Annotated in this window: 14 protein-coding genes and 4 pseudogenes; 11 read left to right on the forward strand and 7 right to left on the reverse strand. The window is 65.0% G+C overall.

The genetic code is table 11. The features are described 5' to 3' along the window. Positions 1-117: 117 nt before the first annotated feature. Together PQI07_RS29395 and PQI07_RS29400 are read left to right on the forward strand one after the other, a co-directional pair. Positions 118-729: a GAF domain-containing protein gene (locus tag PQI07_RS29395; RefSeq protein ID WP_274928438.1), complete on the forward strand. Its 612-nt coding sequence runs from the start codon at positions 118-120 to the stop codon at positions 727-729. After that, positions 711-974 (forward strand): hypothetical protein, encoded by a 264-nt coding sequence (locus PQI07_RS29400; RefSeq protein ID WP_274928439.1) that lies wholly within the window; start codon positions 711-713, stop codon positions 972-974. The genes PQI07_RS29395 and PQI07_RS29400 overlap by 19 nt, the downstream gene beginning before the upstream one ends. Positions 975-1,151: 177 nt before the next feature. On the opposite strand, the pseudogene PQI07_RS29405 reads toward PQI07_RS29400, so the two are convergent. Continuing rightward, a pseudogene (locus PQI07_RS29405) lies at positions 1,152-1,781 on the reverse strand (IS110 family RNA-guided transposase); the annotation flags it as partial. 166 nt (positions 1,782-1,947) lie between these two features. Here PQI07_RS29405 and PQI07_RS29410 point away from each other — a divergent pair. The 3 genes and pseudogenes from PQI07_RS29410 to PQI07_RS29420 all read left to right on the forward strand — a co-directional run. Further along, positions 1,948-2,070 (forward strand): annotated as a pseudogene (locus PQI07_RS29410) (ABC transporter substrate-binding protein); the annotation flags it as partial. A 113-nt stretch (positions 2,071-2,183) separates the two neighbouring features. Beyond that, positions 2,184-2,492, forward strand: coding sequence for a hypothetical protein (locus PQI07_RS29415; RefSeq protein WP_274928440.1), 309 nt, complete (start codon positions 2,184-2,186; stop codon positions 2,490-2,492). A 399-nt stretch (positions 2,493-2,891) separates the two neighbouring features. Beyond that, positions 2,892-3,140: a hypothetical protein gene (locus tag PQI07_RS29420; RefSeq protein WP_274928441.1), complete on the forward strand. Its 249-nt coding sequence runs from the start codon at positions 2,892-2,894 to the stop codon at positions 3,138-3,140. Positions 3,141-3,149: 9 nt separating this feature from the next. Here the strand turns inward: PQI07_RS29420 and PQI07_RS29425 are convergent. Next, positions 3,150-3,574, reverse strand: a pseudogene (locus tag PQI07_RS29425) (hypothetical protein). Positions 3,575-3,800: 226 nt separating this feature from the next. Here PQI07_RS29425 and PQI07_RS29430 point away from each other — a divergent pair. The 4 genes from PQI07_RS29430 (at position 3,801) to PQI07_RS29445 (ending at position 7,624) form a co-directional block, all read left to right on the forward strand. Beyond that, complete coding sequence (locus PQI07_RS29430; RefSeq protein WP_274928443.1) at positions 3,801-5,363, forward strand: GGDEF domain-containing protein; 1,563 nt, start codon at positions 3,801-3,803, stop codon at positions 5,361-5,363. Positions 5,364-5,491: 128 nt separating this feature from the next. After that, positions 5,492-6,628 (forward strand): EAL domain-containing protein, encoded by a 1,137-nt coding sequence (locus PQI07_RS29435; protein ID WP_274928444.1) that lies wholly within the window; start codon positions 5,492-5,494, stop codon positions 6,626-6,628. Between the two features lie 286 nt (positions 6,629-6,914). Beyond that, the gene (locus PQI07_RS29440; RefSeq protein WP_274928925.1) at positions 6,915-7,247 is read left to right on the forward strand and encodes an alpha/beta hydrolase; all 333 of its coding nucleotides are present in this window, start codon (positions 6,915-6,917) and stop codon (positions 7,245-7,247) included. After that, on the forward strand, positions 7,196-7,624 hold the full coding sequence (locus tag PQI07_RS29445) for an alpha/beta fold hydrolase (protein ID WP_274928445.1): 429 nt from the start codon (positions 7,196-7,198) through the stop codon (positions 7,622-7,624). Before PQI07_RS29440 ends, PQI07_RS29445 begins: the two co-directional genes overlap by 52 nt. Before the next feature lie 57 nt (positions 7,625-7,681). On the opposite strand, the gene PQI07_RS29450 is transcribed toward PQI07_RS29445, so the two are convergent. Together PQI07_RS29450 and PQI07_RS29455 are read right to left on the reverse strand one after the other, a co-directional pair. After that, positions 7,682-8,125, reverse strand: a complete 444-nt coding sequence (locus tag PQI07_RS29450) for a Ros/MucR family transcriptional regulator (protein ID WP_274928446.1) — start codon at positions 8,123-8,125, stop codon at positions 7,682-7,684. Between the two features lie 264 nt (positions 8,126-8,389). Next, a complete protein-coding gene (locus tag PQI07_RS29455; protein WP_274928447.1) occupies positions 8,390-9,337 on the reverse strand; it encodes a helix-turn-helix transcriptional regulator in 948 nt (315 codons plus the stop codon). Between the two features lie 152 nt (positions 9,338-9,489). Between PQI07_RS29455 and PQI07_RS29460 the strand changes: the two are divergent. Next, positions 9,490-10,339 (forward strand): annotated as a pseudogene (locus PQI07_RS29460) (IS3 family transposase); the annotation flags it as partial. 1,120 nt (positions 10,340-11,459) lie between these two features. Next, complete coding sequence (locus PQI07_RS29465; RefSeq protein ID WP_274928448.1) at positions 11,460-12,065, forward strand: hypothetical protein; 606 nt, start codon at positions 11,460-11,462, stop codon at positions 12,063-12,065. On the opposite strand, the gene PQI07_RS29470 is transcribed toward PQI07_RS29465, so the two are convergent. The 3 genes from PQI07_RS29470 to PQI07_RS29480 form a co-directional block, all read right to left on the reverse strand. After that, complete coding sequence (locus PQI07_RS29470; protein ID WP_274928449.1) at positions 12,051-12,944, reverse strand: hypothetical protein; 894 nt, start codon at positions 12,942-12,944, stop codon at positions 12,051-12,053. The genes PQI07_RS29465 and PQI07_RS29470 overlap by 15 nt on opposite strands. A gap of 388 nt (positions 12,945-13,332) precedes the next feature. Beyond that, on the reverse strand, positions 13,333-13,629 hold the full coding sequence (locus PQI07_RS29475) for a hypothetical protein (protein ID WP_274928450.1): 297 nt from the start codon (positions 13,627-13,629) through the stop codon (positions 13,333-13,335). 194 nt (positions 13,630-13,823) lie between these two features. Continuing rightward, a complete protein-coding gene (locus PQI07_RS29480) occupies positions 13,824-14,951 on the reverse strand; it encodes a hypothetical protein (protein WP_274928451.1) in 1,128 nt (375 codons plus the stop codon). Positions 14,952-14,980: the final 29 nt, after the last annotated feature.

Consider the following 14,980-nt stretch of genomic DNA (forward strand, 5'->3'; position numbering starts at 1 on the left):
GGGCGACCCTTTCGCGCTGTGCAGGGCGACACGGTCACGACCTGCCCAGTACGGATGGGATATGGGCCGACCGTCCCATCATCGCGCGACGCCGCGCCATAGACCGCCGATAGCCCGATGACCGTCCTCGAAGCTCTCTCGGCCGAAGTCCTCGACCCGAGCCGGCTCGCGGCCCTCGACGCCTACGGCATCCTCGACATCGCCCCCGAGAAGGGCTTCGATGATGTCGTCCTGCTTGCCCGCAACATCTGCGAGGCTCCTGTCGCCCTGATCAGCCTCGTCGCCGAGAACCGGCAATGGTTCAAGGCGCGCGTCGACTTCCGCGCCTGCGAGACCGACCTCAACGCTTCGGTCTGCGCCCATGTCCTTGCCCAACTGGACCTGCTCGTCATCCCAGACTTGAGCGCGGACCTGCGCACCAAAGCCAACCCGCTCGTCACCGGCGGTCCCCGCATCCGCTTCTACGCTGGCGCGCCGCTGCGCACGCAGGATGGCAAGGTGCTGGGCAGCCTGTGCGTCATCGACGTCGAGCCGCGCCCGGCCGGATTGACCCACCGTCAGGCCGAGTCCCTGCGGGCCCTCGCTGGCCAGGTCATGGCGCAGATGGAGCTGCGCCGGGTACTCGCCGACCAGCGGCGCATGCTCGACCAGGGCGACGAGCTCATCCGAGCCCAGGCGGCTATGTCCGTCGCACGGGGGACCTCGGCGTTATGCTCGACGCCCTGGTGACCGGTGCGATGGAAGCCGTGCCCCACGCCGAGGGCGCCGTCATCGAGACGCGGGACGGCGAGGAACACGTCTACCGTGCCACCAAGGGCGTGCTCGTCCCGCATGCCGGCTTGCGGGTGCTGCTGCGGGGCAGCCTCGCGGGTGCGTGCCTGCTCGCGGGCGAGCCGCTGCTCGTGCCCGACGTGCTGAAGGACCCGCGCGTCAAGCGCGACCTTGTCGCGAGCCTCGGGGCGCAACGCGGATGACGAGTTGCTCCGCGATCATCTCGATCCGGACGACGCTGACGGGAGCCGACACAAGGGGTAGAAGGCGACGCGGCATGGCGCACTCCAGAGCGAATCCCCCGGCAGGGGCAACGCCGATCAGGGCCTACTCGCGCCACACGAAGTGCGGGAGAACCAGACTTCGGTGCCCGTTGACAACAGGTCGCTGTCTCGATGCCAGGCCAGCAACTCCTTCTCCAGCCGGGTGAGCTGGATCTGCAAGGCTCCGATCTGATCGGCCAGCCCGGTCACCACGCGCTGGGCCAGGGGTGGTACCTCGGCCGCATCTCCGGCCGAGAGCCGGCCCGCCAGTTCGAGCGCGTGCCGCAGGCCCCGCACCATCTCGATCCCGAACTCGGCGAGCAGGCCGCGGATCATGTTCACCAACCGGGTGCGTTGCTTGACCAGCAGGTCACGCGTCCGGTGCAGCGCCAGCGCCGCCTGCTGCTCGGTCGCCTTCACCGGCACGAACCGCATGCTCGGGCGCGTCACCGCCTCGCAGATGGCAGCGGCATCGTTCGCATCGGTCTTACCGCGCTTCACATATGACTTCACGTAAGCCGGCGGCATCAGCCGCACGTCATGGCCGAGCCTCATGAGCTCCCGGGCCGAGTGGTGCGCCGTCCCGCACGCCTCCATGCCGACCAAGCATCGCGGCAGCTTGGCGAAGAACGGCACCACCTGCGCCCGCCTCAAGGGCTTGCGAACGACGACGTGCCCAGCTGCATCGAAGGCGTGAACCTGGAAGATGCTCTTGGCCAGATCGATGCCGACGGTAGTGATCTCAATGGGAATGGCTCCTGCATCTGCGTGGCTGCTGCTTTGACAGCGACCACATCTTGGCACCGAGATGCCGTCAGTTGGAGCGGGAGCCATCCACCCCATCTGCTTCGGCCCCTCGACGCGGACAAAGCGTGAAAGCGAGGCCGAGCAGGTCCTTCTGCAGCCCAGTCCCGAATTTGCGACAGGCCCCTACAACTTCGATAAGAACGGTGACAGCCTGCAGGGCTACAACGTCGTGCACAACGACAAGGGCAACATCGTCATCGATTGGCGTATCGACTTCTACCAGGGCTGAAGTCACTGACCTATGCCGCAACATTTTGATCGGGAGGCATTACCGTCAAGCCGCGCGGGCGGCTAGGCGTGAAGAGTCGTGGGCATAATGGCTGCGGTTGATCGGAGTAACGAATGCGTGTGCGTATTACAAAATGGTGGTGGCGCAAGTTTAATCGTGCTCTCCATGGGGTTCCTTCAGCCGCCGACGAGCAGAGATCCGATTTGATTCTGCCCGGAATTGTCCCGTTCGCCGAAGCTGCTGCATTCACTTGCGGTTGCTTCGTGCTTCGTGGGGACTGCTTTGCTTCAGAACGAGCCGGAAGGCTGATGCTCCTTACCGTGGCGGTTCTCGTCATCGCGCTACTGATCCTCGCGCAGCCAGAAAATGCGCTCGATCCCTACGCCATCGACTTGGACGGGATGCGGCCGCTCCTCGACTGAAAAACAGGTAAGATGTGTTACTTCTATGATAGAGAATTGGACGCAAGGCTGATATAATGCGTCCGTGGCTTAAGATGAAGCGACTACACGAGGGAGTGCCGCGCGCCGATACGCCCTGGCATGGCTGAGCGCTGCCGCTTGGGACGGTTAGGGGGGATGAAGGAAGATCTGGGTCTGACACTCTATAGTATCATCTATTTGTGATGGTTTCCTACATTATGCATGCAATTCATCTCAGAAGGCCGTTATTCCTCTCATATCGCAATCCATATTAGGCCGACGATAACGAATATGTTACCGTGGCATACAGTATGTATGGACTGCATACCTCGATTGAAGGATGTGGATAAACTGTCATGCAGTAAGATCACGACTTATCTCAGGATGTGAGTAAATCGGATGCGCAAAGATGGTCCTCCCGTAGCATTTGTCGCCATCGGCCTCGTGCTCTCAGCAGGTATGCTGTTGGCTCAGTATGAAATCCTCGTTCGCCCGAACAATACGGTCGAATTGGCTGACGCAGAAAACCCCGTCATGACGCTCCGCTTGGCTTCGTTAGAACCTTCGCTGCTGAGCGAAGCGGCTATGACGGTCCCAACCCTCAAAGCGGAGCCCGCAGTTCTTGAAGTGAAAGTTTCGCACCGTTAGGGCTGGCGGTTAGGCGTAGGGGCCACTGAACAGGTCGCCGAGCGTCTTCCTACGAAAAGCGTGCGCTAGCGCCGCCTCTGATGCTCCGGCCGGTCGTGGATCATGTGGCACCGCTGACAGAAGGCCGCGAGTTTGACGTCCGCGTTGTTCGAGGTGTCATGGTCCCGGTGGGCCGCCGCTAAGACGACCCGCGTCCAGCCCGCTTGCCTGAGGATGTCGGCCTCTGTCGCGATCCGGATCCGCCTGCCCCAGCCGTCACGCCGCCGGCCGGCATTTGAGTCCCACCAGCGGCCATTGCCGAGGTGGTAGACCATCCGCCCGTGCGGCCGTCCGCAGCCCTTGCAGCAGCCTTTAGCCCGCTCGAACCGGATCACGGCCGAGAGCTGCGGCCAGTCGATGGAATAGAAGAAGCGGTGCTCGGGCCGGATCGGCATGGCGGCGCACTCTGCCACCGGGCGTGAAGAAGGCGTAGCAGTTGAACCGACAATGGCTCCTGGACCTATCTAACTCAGCGTTCGGGGCCTCTCTCGCTGTTCCTCTGCCGCTGCCGCAGTCGGCCGGCCGAGGAAATGACGTTCAAACTGGTGTTTTCGCGCTAAGGAATTGGCAAGCGGCCCATGGCCTTATGTGGCGGGGAGCTTTTTGCTGCGCGGGACTGAGGTGGAGCACGTTGAGACCAGCCCGGCAGGGCGCCTTTACCGCTCGTGGCTCGGTCGATCCCTAGGCCGGTGGCTGGTCCTTGCTAATTTCCTCACCGTCACCGGTCTGATCAGCGTGGCCGCGCTCCTGCTCTGGCAAATGCGCACGGACGCAGAGCATCGCAGCCAGCTGACCGCCAACAGCCTCGTGCAGGTGCTCGGTCGCGATATCGCTCGCAACGTCGAACTCTATGACCTTTCCCTGCTGGCGGTCGTCGAAGGCTTCGGCCGGACCGACGTCGCGCAGGCGTCACCCGAGCTGCGCCGGATGATCCTGTTTGATCGTGCTGCCTCCGCGCCAGGCTTCGCCTTCCTGCTGCTCCTCGACACAAACGGTGTCATTGCCTCCGGCTCGGATCATCTGGTGCCGAAGGGGCTCGACCGGTCCGATACGGAGTACTTCCGTCACTTCGCCGCCCATCCAAACGATGACGGCCTGCATATCAGCCCGCCGGCTATCTCGCGGGTGAGCGGACAGCGGATGATCATGCTCTCCCGCCGCTTGACGAACCCGGACGGTTCCTTCGCCGGCGTCGTGGTCGGCGGCATTAAGATCGACTACCTGCGCAGCCTGTTCGCCTCCGTCGATGCCGAGCATGCGGGAACCGTGACGCTCTATGGACCGAAAGGCATCGTCCTGATGCGCGAGCCGTTCGATCAGAGCGCGATCGGCGTGAGCGTGGCCGACACCCCGAGCTACCGCCGCATGATCGTGATGCGCGACGGTAGCTTCGTCGGACCCGCAATGGTCGGAGAAGGCCAGCGCCGGTTCACCTTCGCGCGGATCGGCACAGAGCCCCTCACCCTCAGCATCGCCTTGACGCCATCTACGATCTACGCCGAGTGGTGGCATCGAGCCATCGGCCTCGGGATGGTGCTGCTCAGCCTCTGCGGCGTCACGGCTGGACTGACTTGGTGGCTGCGCCGGGAGCTAGGTCGACGCGAGCAGGCCGAGACCAAGCTGCTGGCCGCTAATGCCCGCCTTGCAGCACAGGCCACCACCGACGCCCTGACCGGTCTCGGCAACCGGCGGTGCTTCGACGAGACGCTTGCGCAGGAATGGGAACGCGCGGTGCGAGGCCGCCGGCCGCTGTCGCTGATCCTGATCGACGCAGATTGCTTCAAGGGCTTCAACGACACCTATGGCCATCAGCGCGGCGACGAGGCACTCCGCCTGATTGCCGGCTCGATCCGGGCCGCCGCAAACCGCGCCAGCGACACGGCCTGTCGCATCGGCGGCGAGGAGTTCGCTGTCATCCTGCCCGAGATTGACTTGGTGGGCACTGAAGTCGTGGCCGAGCGTATCCGGGCGGCGGTTATGGGCTGGGCCATGCCTCATGCAGCAGGGCCGCGCGCGGTGCTCACGGTGAGCTGCGGCGTGGCTAGCGCCCCTGAAATCCTGGCCCGCAACGCTGCAGCGCTCGTCGCTGCGGCCGACGCCGCCTTGTACGTGGCCAAGGGAACTGGCCGGAACCAAGTCCGTGCTGCCGGAAAGTGCGAAGGCACCCTGCGCCTCGTAAGCTGAGTGCCGAACGGCATAACCGTTGCGTCGCCACTTTCGCCGTCGCCATTAACTTCTGGGCAATGTGATCGGGAGCAGTTTCAACTCTACGTCGCAACCTCACGCCGCTCTAGATCCTCTTGGGAACATCGATGACCATGCAGCGGGTCCAGGCTCGCAAACATCGCACGGTCGGTTCTCGCAAAACTTGCGCATTGCGCCAGATAGCGTCGCACATCCGAGCAGTCTTTCAGCCGATCGAGGATCTGTGCACTGGCGAGGTCGTCGGCTACGAGGCGCTTGCTCGGCTCAAGCACGGCGATCAGCTTCTGAGCCCGGCGGACTTCTTGTCCGGCCTGTCGCAGGATGCTCTTACCGAACTGTTCCGGACGATGCTCGGGCAGGCGATGTCGCTGAGGAAGAGTTTGGTCGGTGACGGCCTAGACTTCTTCGTCAGCGTTAACGTTGAGGTGCCACTTGTACTCTCGGACGGATTCGTCGAACTGCTGCAGGACGTGCTGGACCAGTACGCCTTCATCCCAGAGGGCGCGGTGGTGCTCGAGCTGTTGGAAGGCCACGCCGCTCCTAATCTCGCCCAGATGTCCGAGCGTCTGAACGCCATCCGCGCGCTCGGCATCCGTGTCGCCCTCGACGATATTGGTAGCGCCTATTCCTCGCTGATCAACCTGCGAGATCTCCCGGTCGACATCATGAAACTCGACCAATCCTTTGCCCGCGGCTTGGTCGGACGTCCAAGAGACCTGCACTTCGTGTTCAGCCTGCAAGGTTTGGCTCGCAGCATCGGCAAGCGGTTGGTGGTCGAGGGCGTGGAGACGCCCGAAATCCGCGATGCCCTGCGTGTGTTGGGTGTCGATCTCGCCCAGGGCTATGGCATCGCCCGGCCTATGCCGGCCGAAGCCGTGCCTGGCTGGCTGAGCGCGCGCCTACCCGAAAGGGTAGAACAGGGACCTCGCACGCTGCTCGGCGCCTATGCGGGCCACCTCCGTGTCGTAGAAGCCTGCCGCACACTGATGGGCCAACCTCTGCCATTGGCTTGGAAGGATGCAGCGAAAGATCCGCATGCCTGCAGCATCGGCGTCTTCTTCGACCGACAGGGCGTGCACGACACCGCTTTCGGGCAGGCACATAAGCGCTTCCACGAAGTGATGGACTTGTACGAGGTTCAGCCGGTGCGTTGGCAGACTGCTGCAGACGAATTCCGAGAAGCATTAGAAGGGGCGCTGGCTGATCCGGTCTCACGTTTTCGCTGTGAAGCTGCGGCACCTTGAGCAAAAGCGCCATAACAGCTTAGGTGACGAAGTAGTCGTCAGCGGCTGAACACAATTGACCTGAGGATTGCCGCTTGGGGGCACTGTGACCACGGCTTGCGACGTCTCGCACGCTATAAGACGGCAAGATGTCGATTGGCGGTGGACGGCGAGGGATCGTAGGATGCGTAGCGAGAGGCACATCACGTCCGGCCGCGCCGTGCTGGCCGCTGAGGTCGTCGGTGTTCGCCGCCCGGTCGTTTTCCTCCACGCCCATGTCTGCGACCAACGCATGTGGCGAGCGCAGATGGACGCGGTCGGTGCCGACCATATGGCGGTCTCCTACGACCGCCGAGGCTACAGGACCACGCAGTCCGAGCTTGAGGATTTCTCGGCTGTCGCCGACCTGATCGCGGTGATCGATAGCGTCGCGGAGGGTCAGATGGCGATCCTGGTCGGCTGCTCGTTCGGGGGAAAATCGCCATCGACGCCGCGCTCCGGCACCCCGCACGCATCGCCGGGCTGGTCCTCATCGCCCCCAACGTCGATGGCGCGCCCTCTCCGGTCTACCCGCCGGACATTCGAAAGATGCTTGAGGAGCAGACGAGCGCCGAGGACGCCGGCGATCTGGACCGGGTGAACGTGATCCAGGCTCGGCTGTGGCTCGACGGCCCCCTGACCGAAGACGGACGCGTCGCAGGTCCGGCCAGGCAGCTGTTCCTCGACATGAACGGTGCCGTGCTGCGCGCTCCGCCGATGAAGTCCACGCTTGATACCGCACCGACCTTTGGCCGCCTCGGCGAGATCGGCGTACCGACGCTCGTGCTGTGGGGCGACCTCGATTTTCCGCACATCCAGGAACGGTGTCGGCTGGTCGCAAAAGCGCTTCCGAACGGGCGGGCACACATGATGACTGGTGCTGCCCATCTACCGAGCCTCGATCAGCCAGGGGCGACCACTGCTCTCATCCTATCCTTTTTGAAGAACGTGACCGACGCGCAACTGGCCATTGGTTGAACCACGTGCGACGCCCGAGCTTCGGCGCGGCTTACCACGCCGAAGCTCGGAGGCCTGTCAGGCGGCTCGACGCTCCGCCTGCGCACCGGGACGACCGAGACCGATCGCCTTGGCGAGTGCCGAGCGCTGGGCGGCGTAGTTCGGGGCAACCATCGGGTAGTCGGCCGGCAGGCCGTAGCGCTCGCGATAGCTCTTCGGGTCAAGACCGTGACCGGTCAGGTGGCGCTTGAGCGTCTTGTACGCCTTGCCGTCGATGAAGCTGACGATCCCGTCGTCTCGGATCGACTTGCGGATCTGCGCCGCACTTGGGCGTTCAGCGTCAGCCACCGGCGAAGCCGCAGCGACGGTGCCGCCGCTGAGACCGATGAGCGCAGCATGCACGCTGCTGATCAGGTCCGGCAGGTCGGCCGTCTGTACGGCGTTGTTCGAGACGTACGCGGCGACGATCCCGGTGGTGAGATCGATCGCATCGAGCGAACCGCTCGCGGTGGAAGTGGTCATGTCAAGTGATCCAAAGCTATACCCCCACGCCCGAGATTGCGATGCGCGGCGAGTATTCAAGATCCGGCATTCGTACGCGGATCAGCGATGCGCGGGTGTAATGCGGGAATCGGTCTCGACCGTGTACACGAGCGACGACACGCAAAGAACAACATTCGCGTTCGCCGATGTCGCACCCACGGATCGAGGACCATAATGTCGTAGCGCTAACGTGCAGCAGCAGAGGAATATATTGCTGTTCTTCGGCGCGATGCGTGCCTTGCGTCACGAGGTGGGCAAGGCACCGCCGGCCAGAAGCTGCACCAGTTCCGCCTGCCGCGCCGTGCCGGTCTTCGCCATCACAGCCTTGAGCTGCGAGCGGACCGTGGCGGGCGTCGTGCCGAAGGTGGCCGACAGGTTCGCGACCGTGCTGCCGCCTGCGATCCCACGGGCGACACGGGCCTCGGCGGCGGTGAGGTCGAACAATCCCTCGAGGACGGACAGGCCCGGGACGTGCTTGGCTGTCAGCGACGTGAACACGGCGATGGCCTCGGCGGCCGCGCGCCGGATCGGCAGCAGGTGCAGGATCGTCGGCGGTTGACCGTCGCGCGCGGCGAGCGGGATGGATCGTGGCGTGCCACTCGCCGTCACGGCGATTTCGGCCAACGCGCGCGCCAGCAGCCGGTCGGCTGCCGGATCGGAGAGGGCGAGGCGGGGGCCGTCGTGGATCCGGTCGTTCAGGAGCTGCTCCCACCCTGAGTTCATCGCCAAGACGCGACCGCGTCGACCGAGAATGGCCGCGGGCAGCCCGACCGTCTCGAGGGCTTGGGCGGCCGCCCGGACGGTGTGGAGGCGCAGGCGCGCCGACATCGTCGCGGCACCCGCGAGGTGCGGTCGCAGGCTGTCGAGACGGGCGACGGCGTCCTGACGGATCGGGCCGCGCTCGATCCAGCGCTCGACGTCGAACACAAGCTGGTCGCCGGTCGGCACCCTGATCACGCTCGCTGCGCCCATGCCGAAGCCGCGTGGGTGGAAGAACTCGCGGAACACGGGCTCGCGCGCGAATTCCTTGGGCGTGTACACGTCGAGATCGGTGACGAAGCCCGCGTGGCGCTTGGCCAACAGGCGGGTCGTTCGATCCGTGCGCGTTAGCCAGCCGGCTTCGATGTAGTCGATGACACTGTCGATGAAGTTCGGTGAGGCGACGAAGCGGAACCCGTCTTGATCCGACACGAACAGCACCCCCGCGTCGGCGCCGCCGAACTGGGCGAGGACAGCGGCAGGTAGTGGGTCAGAATCCGATATAGTGACCCTGACCCAGCAAACTGGTCCGCGTCGAGCGCAAGTTTTTCGGGCATCCTGAACCCTGAAGGAGGGTGGATGCCATGCCTCGCAAACGCTTCACGAACGAGCAGATCGCCTTTGCCCTGCGGCAGGCGGAGAACGGTGCGACGGTGGACGAGGTCTGCCGGAAGATGGGCGTATCCGAGCCAACGTTCTACCGCTGGAAGAAGCAGTTCGTCGGCATGGGCGTGCCGGAGATCCGGCGGCTCAAGCAGCTGGAGGATGAGAACAGCAAGCTCAAGCGGCTGGTCGTCGACCTGACACTGGTCCGCTCCATGCGTGCCGAGACGTGCTCAAGCGAACGTGGTGAGGCCCGCCGCTCGCCGTGAGGTCGCCGGTCACCTGCAGGTGGCCTACGACATCAGCGAGCGTCGGGCCTGTCAGGCCACAGGCTTCGGCCGCTCGTCTCAGCGCTACCGCAAGCGCGCCGATCCGCAGGTCGCTCTGCGCATGCGGCTGAAGGAGCTCGCTGCTGCACGGGTGCGCTATGGCTACCGGCGGCTGCACTTCCTGTTGCGACGGGAGGGCTGGGAGGTGAACCACAAGCGCACCTACCGGATCTACCGGGACGAAGGGCTGTCGATTCGGCCCAAGCTGCCCAAGCGCAAACGGGCCTGGCGCTACCGACACGGGCGGCCCGCGATCGGCGGTCCAAACGAGGTCTGGGCCATGGACTTTATGTCTGATCGCATCTTCGACGGACGTCCGTTCCGGATCCTGACGGTCGTCGATTGCCATACGCGAGAGGCGCTCTCGCTCACACCGAGAGCCAACTTCCGCGCCTACCAGGTGACCGAGGCCCTGGACGCACTGGTGAAGCTCCGCGGTCGTCCAAAGAGCCTACGGGTTGACAATGGGCCGGAGTTCGCCGGGCGCATGCTCGACCAGTTCGGCGCGTCGGACGAGAACGCCGCCGGGGGGCGTGCCGCGACGCCCGTCGATACCGCCACCACAAGCTCTTCCGTGCCTGCGGCGATCATCATGGTCGCCCTCCGCCGATACCGTCATCCGCCGATCCCCGTAGCGGCCGCCACCGCCGGGTACGGCTGCTCGGTTGCAGTCGCCCGTTCGATGCCGGCACCCGGCTCGCATGCCCGGGGCGCCCCGCATCAACCACGATCACGCTCCGTCAGTCCGATACGATCAGCTCGACGCGGCGATCGAAGATGCGCGGTTTGCGAGCCGCAATGTGCTCCAACTCGTGAACTGAGCACCTCAAATGCCAGCTAAGAAAAACCTCTCCGCCTGGGAGAGCGCAAACCATTCGCAAAACCACGCCGCAGGCGATCGGGATCCGGTCGAGCCAATGCAGCACGTAATGTGGGGCGGAAGACGACCAGCACTCGAGGCCTCTCGGATCGGCGTCGCGGTAAGCCTTCAGTTCGTCGATGACAGGCCCCCAAAGCGCCCCTCCCCGCTGGCGCCACGGGACAAGCTTATACCGCCGGAGCCGCGTATGCTGGCGGTCTCACCAAGGCGATCGCCGATGCCAAGCTGATAGACGCAGAAACCGATGCAGCATCACAAAACAACCAGAACACGATTTTCTCGAACAGAAAACGCCCGGCGATCTGAGAATTGACCGTAGAGAGCTTTCCCTCGAGCGGGGTTTATCGGTTTATTCTCCTATCGATCCAGTGCCGCCTCAGAACGGCTGGGATCTGCATGCGAAGCAAAAGACCGCCCTCTCCAAAGCCTCGGTGGTCTATCTTTCCACAGCCATCAGGCGACCCATCATGAGCAGACACAGGTGTAACGCATTGACGGAAAAATCAAACTTACGACCGACACCCGGCTTATCCACATAGGGGTTATCGAGCAAATTCGCTAAATTCGTCCTCGACCACGAGGATGCGGGTTCCGGCGAGCATCTGCCACCTTCGGGTTCGGCTCTCGCGAGCGGACGGGACAGGCTGGCGACGACCTTTGAAAATCGCAACCGCGGCGGCGGATTGGCCTCTTGCGAAGGCCTCGTCTACCTCGTGGGGGATCACGGTTAAGGAACAGTTCGATGGCCGAATCTGAAGACGTGCAGGTGCAGTCGGCCGATGCGCTCGACTTCGGCGACATCGAGCACGCCCTGCGTTCCGACTTCGAGAAGCGCCTGCACGCCGTGCGCGCCAAGCTGGCCGATCTCTTGTCGCACGGGTCGAGCCGGGACGTCCTTGCGGCCCTGATGGGTCTGGACGACCAAGGCCGCCACACCCTGCTGCGCCACGTCGTTTCGGATCTGTCCGGGCCCACCACGATCAACGGTCTGGAGGAGCTGGCCCGCTTCGTCTCCTATTACGTGCTGGACGACGGCGAGGTGCTGGTCGTGCCCGACGTCGACCCCGAGGTGGACGACGTCGGCGTGGCCGCGATCATGGCCAACTACGCCGGCACCGACGAGTCGCCGCACGAGGCCCTCGAAGCTTGGCGCAATCGCGAGCGACCGGTGACGCTGATCCGTTCCGACGAGAGCGCCCGAGCGGCCGGAGGCCCGGAGATCGTCGCAGCGATCCGCTCTAATCTCGACTTCGAGCGGCGCGACCAGGCCGCCCGGGACGCGTCCTACGCGGCATTCATGGCCGACGATGGCGAGGACGAGGATCTGCCGGCGTCACCCTCCCCTTGAGACTGCGTGCAGCAAGTCCTCTAGGGCCATGCCGCCGAGGAACGTGCGCAGGTCATCGATCCGATCCTTCGTGACAGCCGTGTTTGCGAGGAGGGCGATGCGGGTTGCCGCGACCGCCTCCCGGTGGACGCGCTCCTGCGTCCTCAGCAGTCTGATCGCACGCATCAGCCGGCCGATATCGGATGAAGCTTCGCCCTCGTCGTCGAACAGGCGCTGGTAGGTCTCTTCCCGGCTCATCCCGGCGCAGGTTTCCAATGCCCCACCTTGCAGCAGCCACTCGACTGAGACCCCGAAGCCCGCGGCGTAGATGGCGGCATCGGCCTCCCCGACCGTGGCGCGCCCCTCCTCGTGCATGAGATATCGGTGGTAGTCGAAACCGAGGCGTTCGACCGCCTCTTCGGGACTCGTCATCAGCAGCAGGGATCTGAGGATACGGAGACGTGCCGATCTCTCCGCCCGGACCACCTCCTCCCCCTCGCTCAGAGTGTCCACAGGCCCAGTGAACGGGTCCCTCCTCTCCCAGGTCGTCCCCTCCGATAGGATCGCAAGCGGATCCAGGCTCGTCTTCGGCAGCAACTCGAACGGGAGCACCTCGCGTATGGCCTTGCGCTGCTCCGGATCGGGAACCGTGCGACCAGCCTCCCACGAAGCCAAGGTGGCGAGATCGACCCCGGCGGCGGCCGCCGCCTTGATGCGTTCCTCCTGGTCGTCGCGCAGCTCGTACGTCAAAGTCTGGCCCAGGCGCATCCTGTAGATCGCATCCAGTGCGGGCGGCGTGTGACCTGCGGCGATCCCGGCGAGCACATCCTCAAGCACGGCTTGCACGGATCCGCGCCCACGGCGCTCGCAGGCTTTCAGGCCGCGCTTGTTCAGCGGCACCGGCGCCTTCTCGTCGATGCCGCGCAGGCCCTCCTGCCCGAACGCTACCGGTGTCAGGCGGTCCCGCTCGTCGAGATAGGCGTCGATGGCCGCACGAACGCCCGACGGCAGGACCGACGGACCGACGAACGTCTTCAGATCCCGATCGAGCTTCCGCCGTTCCGGTGCGTCGGCCCTTTCCCACCTCTCGATGTCGCGCCTTGAGCAATTCAACCTTCGGGAGAAGCGACGCCGGGATAGCCCCAGGCTCCGCCTGAGATCGATCAGTCGGATCCGACTTTCCCGAACGGCTGCCTCATCGTTCGATGCTGTCATCGATGCGCTCCTGCCGATTGAGCGCGGACGATGCCCTATCGACCGGCACCGGCAAAGGCGTGGGCGGGGTCGCTCAACGGTCCTGATCGCACTGGACGAGTCTGTCCCCCTCATGGAAGTCGGCGTAACCCTGCGTGGCGGTGCAGAAGTCGAAGGCTTCACCCTTGCGCTCCGCATGCCAGCCGAACTTCGCGCAATCCTCCTGGACCTTGATCCTGTAGACATTCCCCCTCCACGAGAGGGTGTTCCTCGTATCGTCGACCTTGACCTTAAGCGACTTGCCGTCGACGCGGCACGTATAGCTGAACGTGGCGGCCTGGGCGGGCCAAACGGACAATGTCGCAAGCGCCACGACGATGAGCCGATTCATTCTGCGGGCCTCCCTGCCGTCGCCTTCGTTCCGCTCCGGGATGACATCGGATCCGGCGCGGCCCCTCCCACCCGACGCGTGATCCGGCGAGCCTGCGGTACCGTACCCGCATTGCGTATGCGCCCACGATGCGTTCGCCAACCTGCAGCGTCTCGGAAGGCCGTCCCAGGGCGAAGATAGGTCAGGTCGGGACGTCAGGGGGCCGGGCCGTTCGGGGCCTCCAGGGACGGGGCATCGCCGTACTGCGGGACGCCCTCCACGGCGTGGAGACGGACCAGCAGCGCGTCGACGGCCTGCTGGGGCCATTCTCCGCGTCGCACGTCCGGCAGCGGCCCCGACTTCGCCAGGAGTTCCGCGAGCGCAGACGCGAGGCGCATCAGGTCCGTCCTTTCGGGATAGGCCTCCCCGGTCCAGTTCGCAGCGTCATGGCAATGGCGCACGAGGTCGGCCGGGACATCCGCGAGATGGCGCGCCCACCGGTGGGCGATCCAGGGGGCGATCACCGAGCACAGGGAGCGCAGATCGTCCGTGTGCCCGTATGCCGGGTCCATGAATTCCACTCCGCCCAGGATCTGCGGCTCTCCCCGACGGAAGTTCAGAGCGCCGAGATACCGGCGCGCCGCGTCCAGGCCGGACCAGGAGAACCGATCGGCGTTCCTCAGGTAGTTCACCGCAAACCGGACTGCGTCCAGAGAGATCTCGTTGGTGTCCTGATTGGACCACCACATCGGGAAGGGTGCCACCTCCAGAAGATCGCCGCCGGCGACCAGCAGCCTGCCCGCCACCGCCGCCTCGAAGCCGGCGACGACCGGCGTGGCCCAGGTCAGGTCGTAGCGGTCGGCGAGCTCGCGGCACCATGGCTCGACCTCGTTCGGTCGCCATAGGTTGAACGGCCGGCCGGTCGCGGCGTGGTCCAGGCGCGAGATGTCGCGGACGCCCAGCATCCGGATCTCGTCGGCGGACAGGACGATCGGCTCCGCCCCGTCCCGCCCGGCCGTCGCCGACGGCGACGGCGAACGCGGCCGCAGCGCACGATAGGTCCTGCCCTCGAGACCGAGATATTCCGCGGTCTCGCCGGGCGCGCGGGGGAAATCCCCTCCGACCATCAACAGCTGACCGGCCAGACGGAACCTCGCCACGACCGGGAGAGGGTCCGCAACCGCGGGAGCCGAAGCGCCGACCCTGACGACGATCCGCCGGTCCGTGCCACGGCGGTCGAAGACGTCGACCACGATGTCGGCGAAGACCGTTCCGGCGAACGCGCCGCTCGGGTCGGAGGCCTGCGCCGGCGATCGGTCTGCCTGTGCGGTGGGCGGGTTCATCGTCGCTGCCGAGCTTCGAGGACGGTTGT

This window comes from Methylobacterium sp. 092160098-2 (genome assembly GCF_028920805.1).
Taxonomy (GTDB): Bacteria; Pseudomonadota; Alphaproteobacteria; order Rhizobiales; family Beijerinckiaceae; genus Methylobacterium; species Methylobacterium fujisawaense.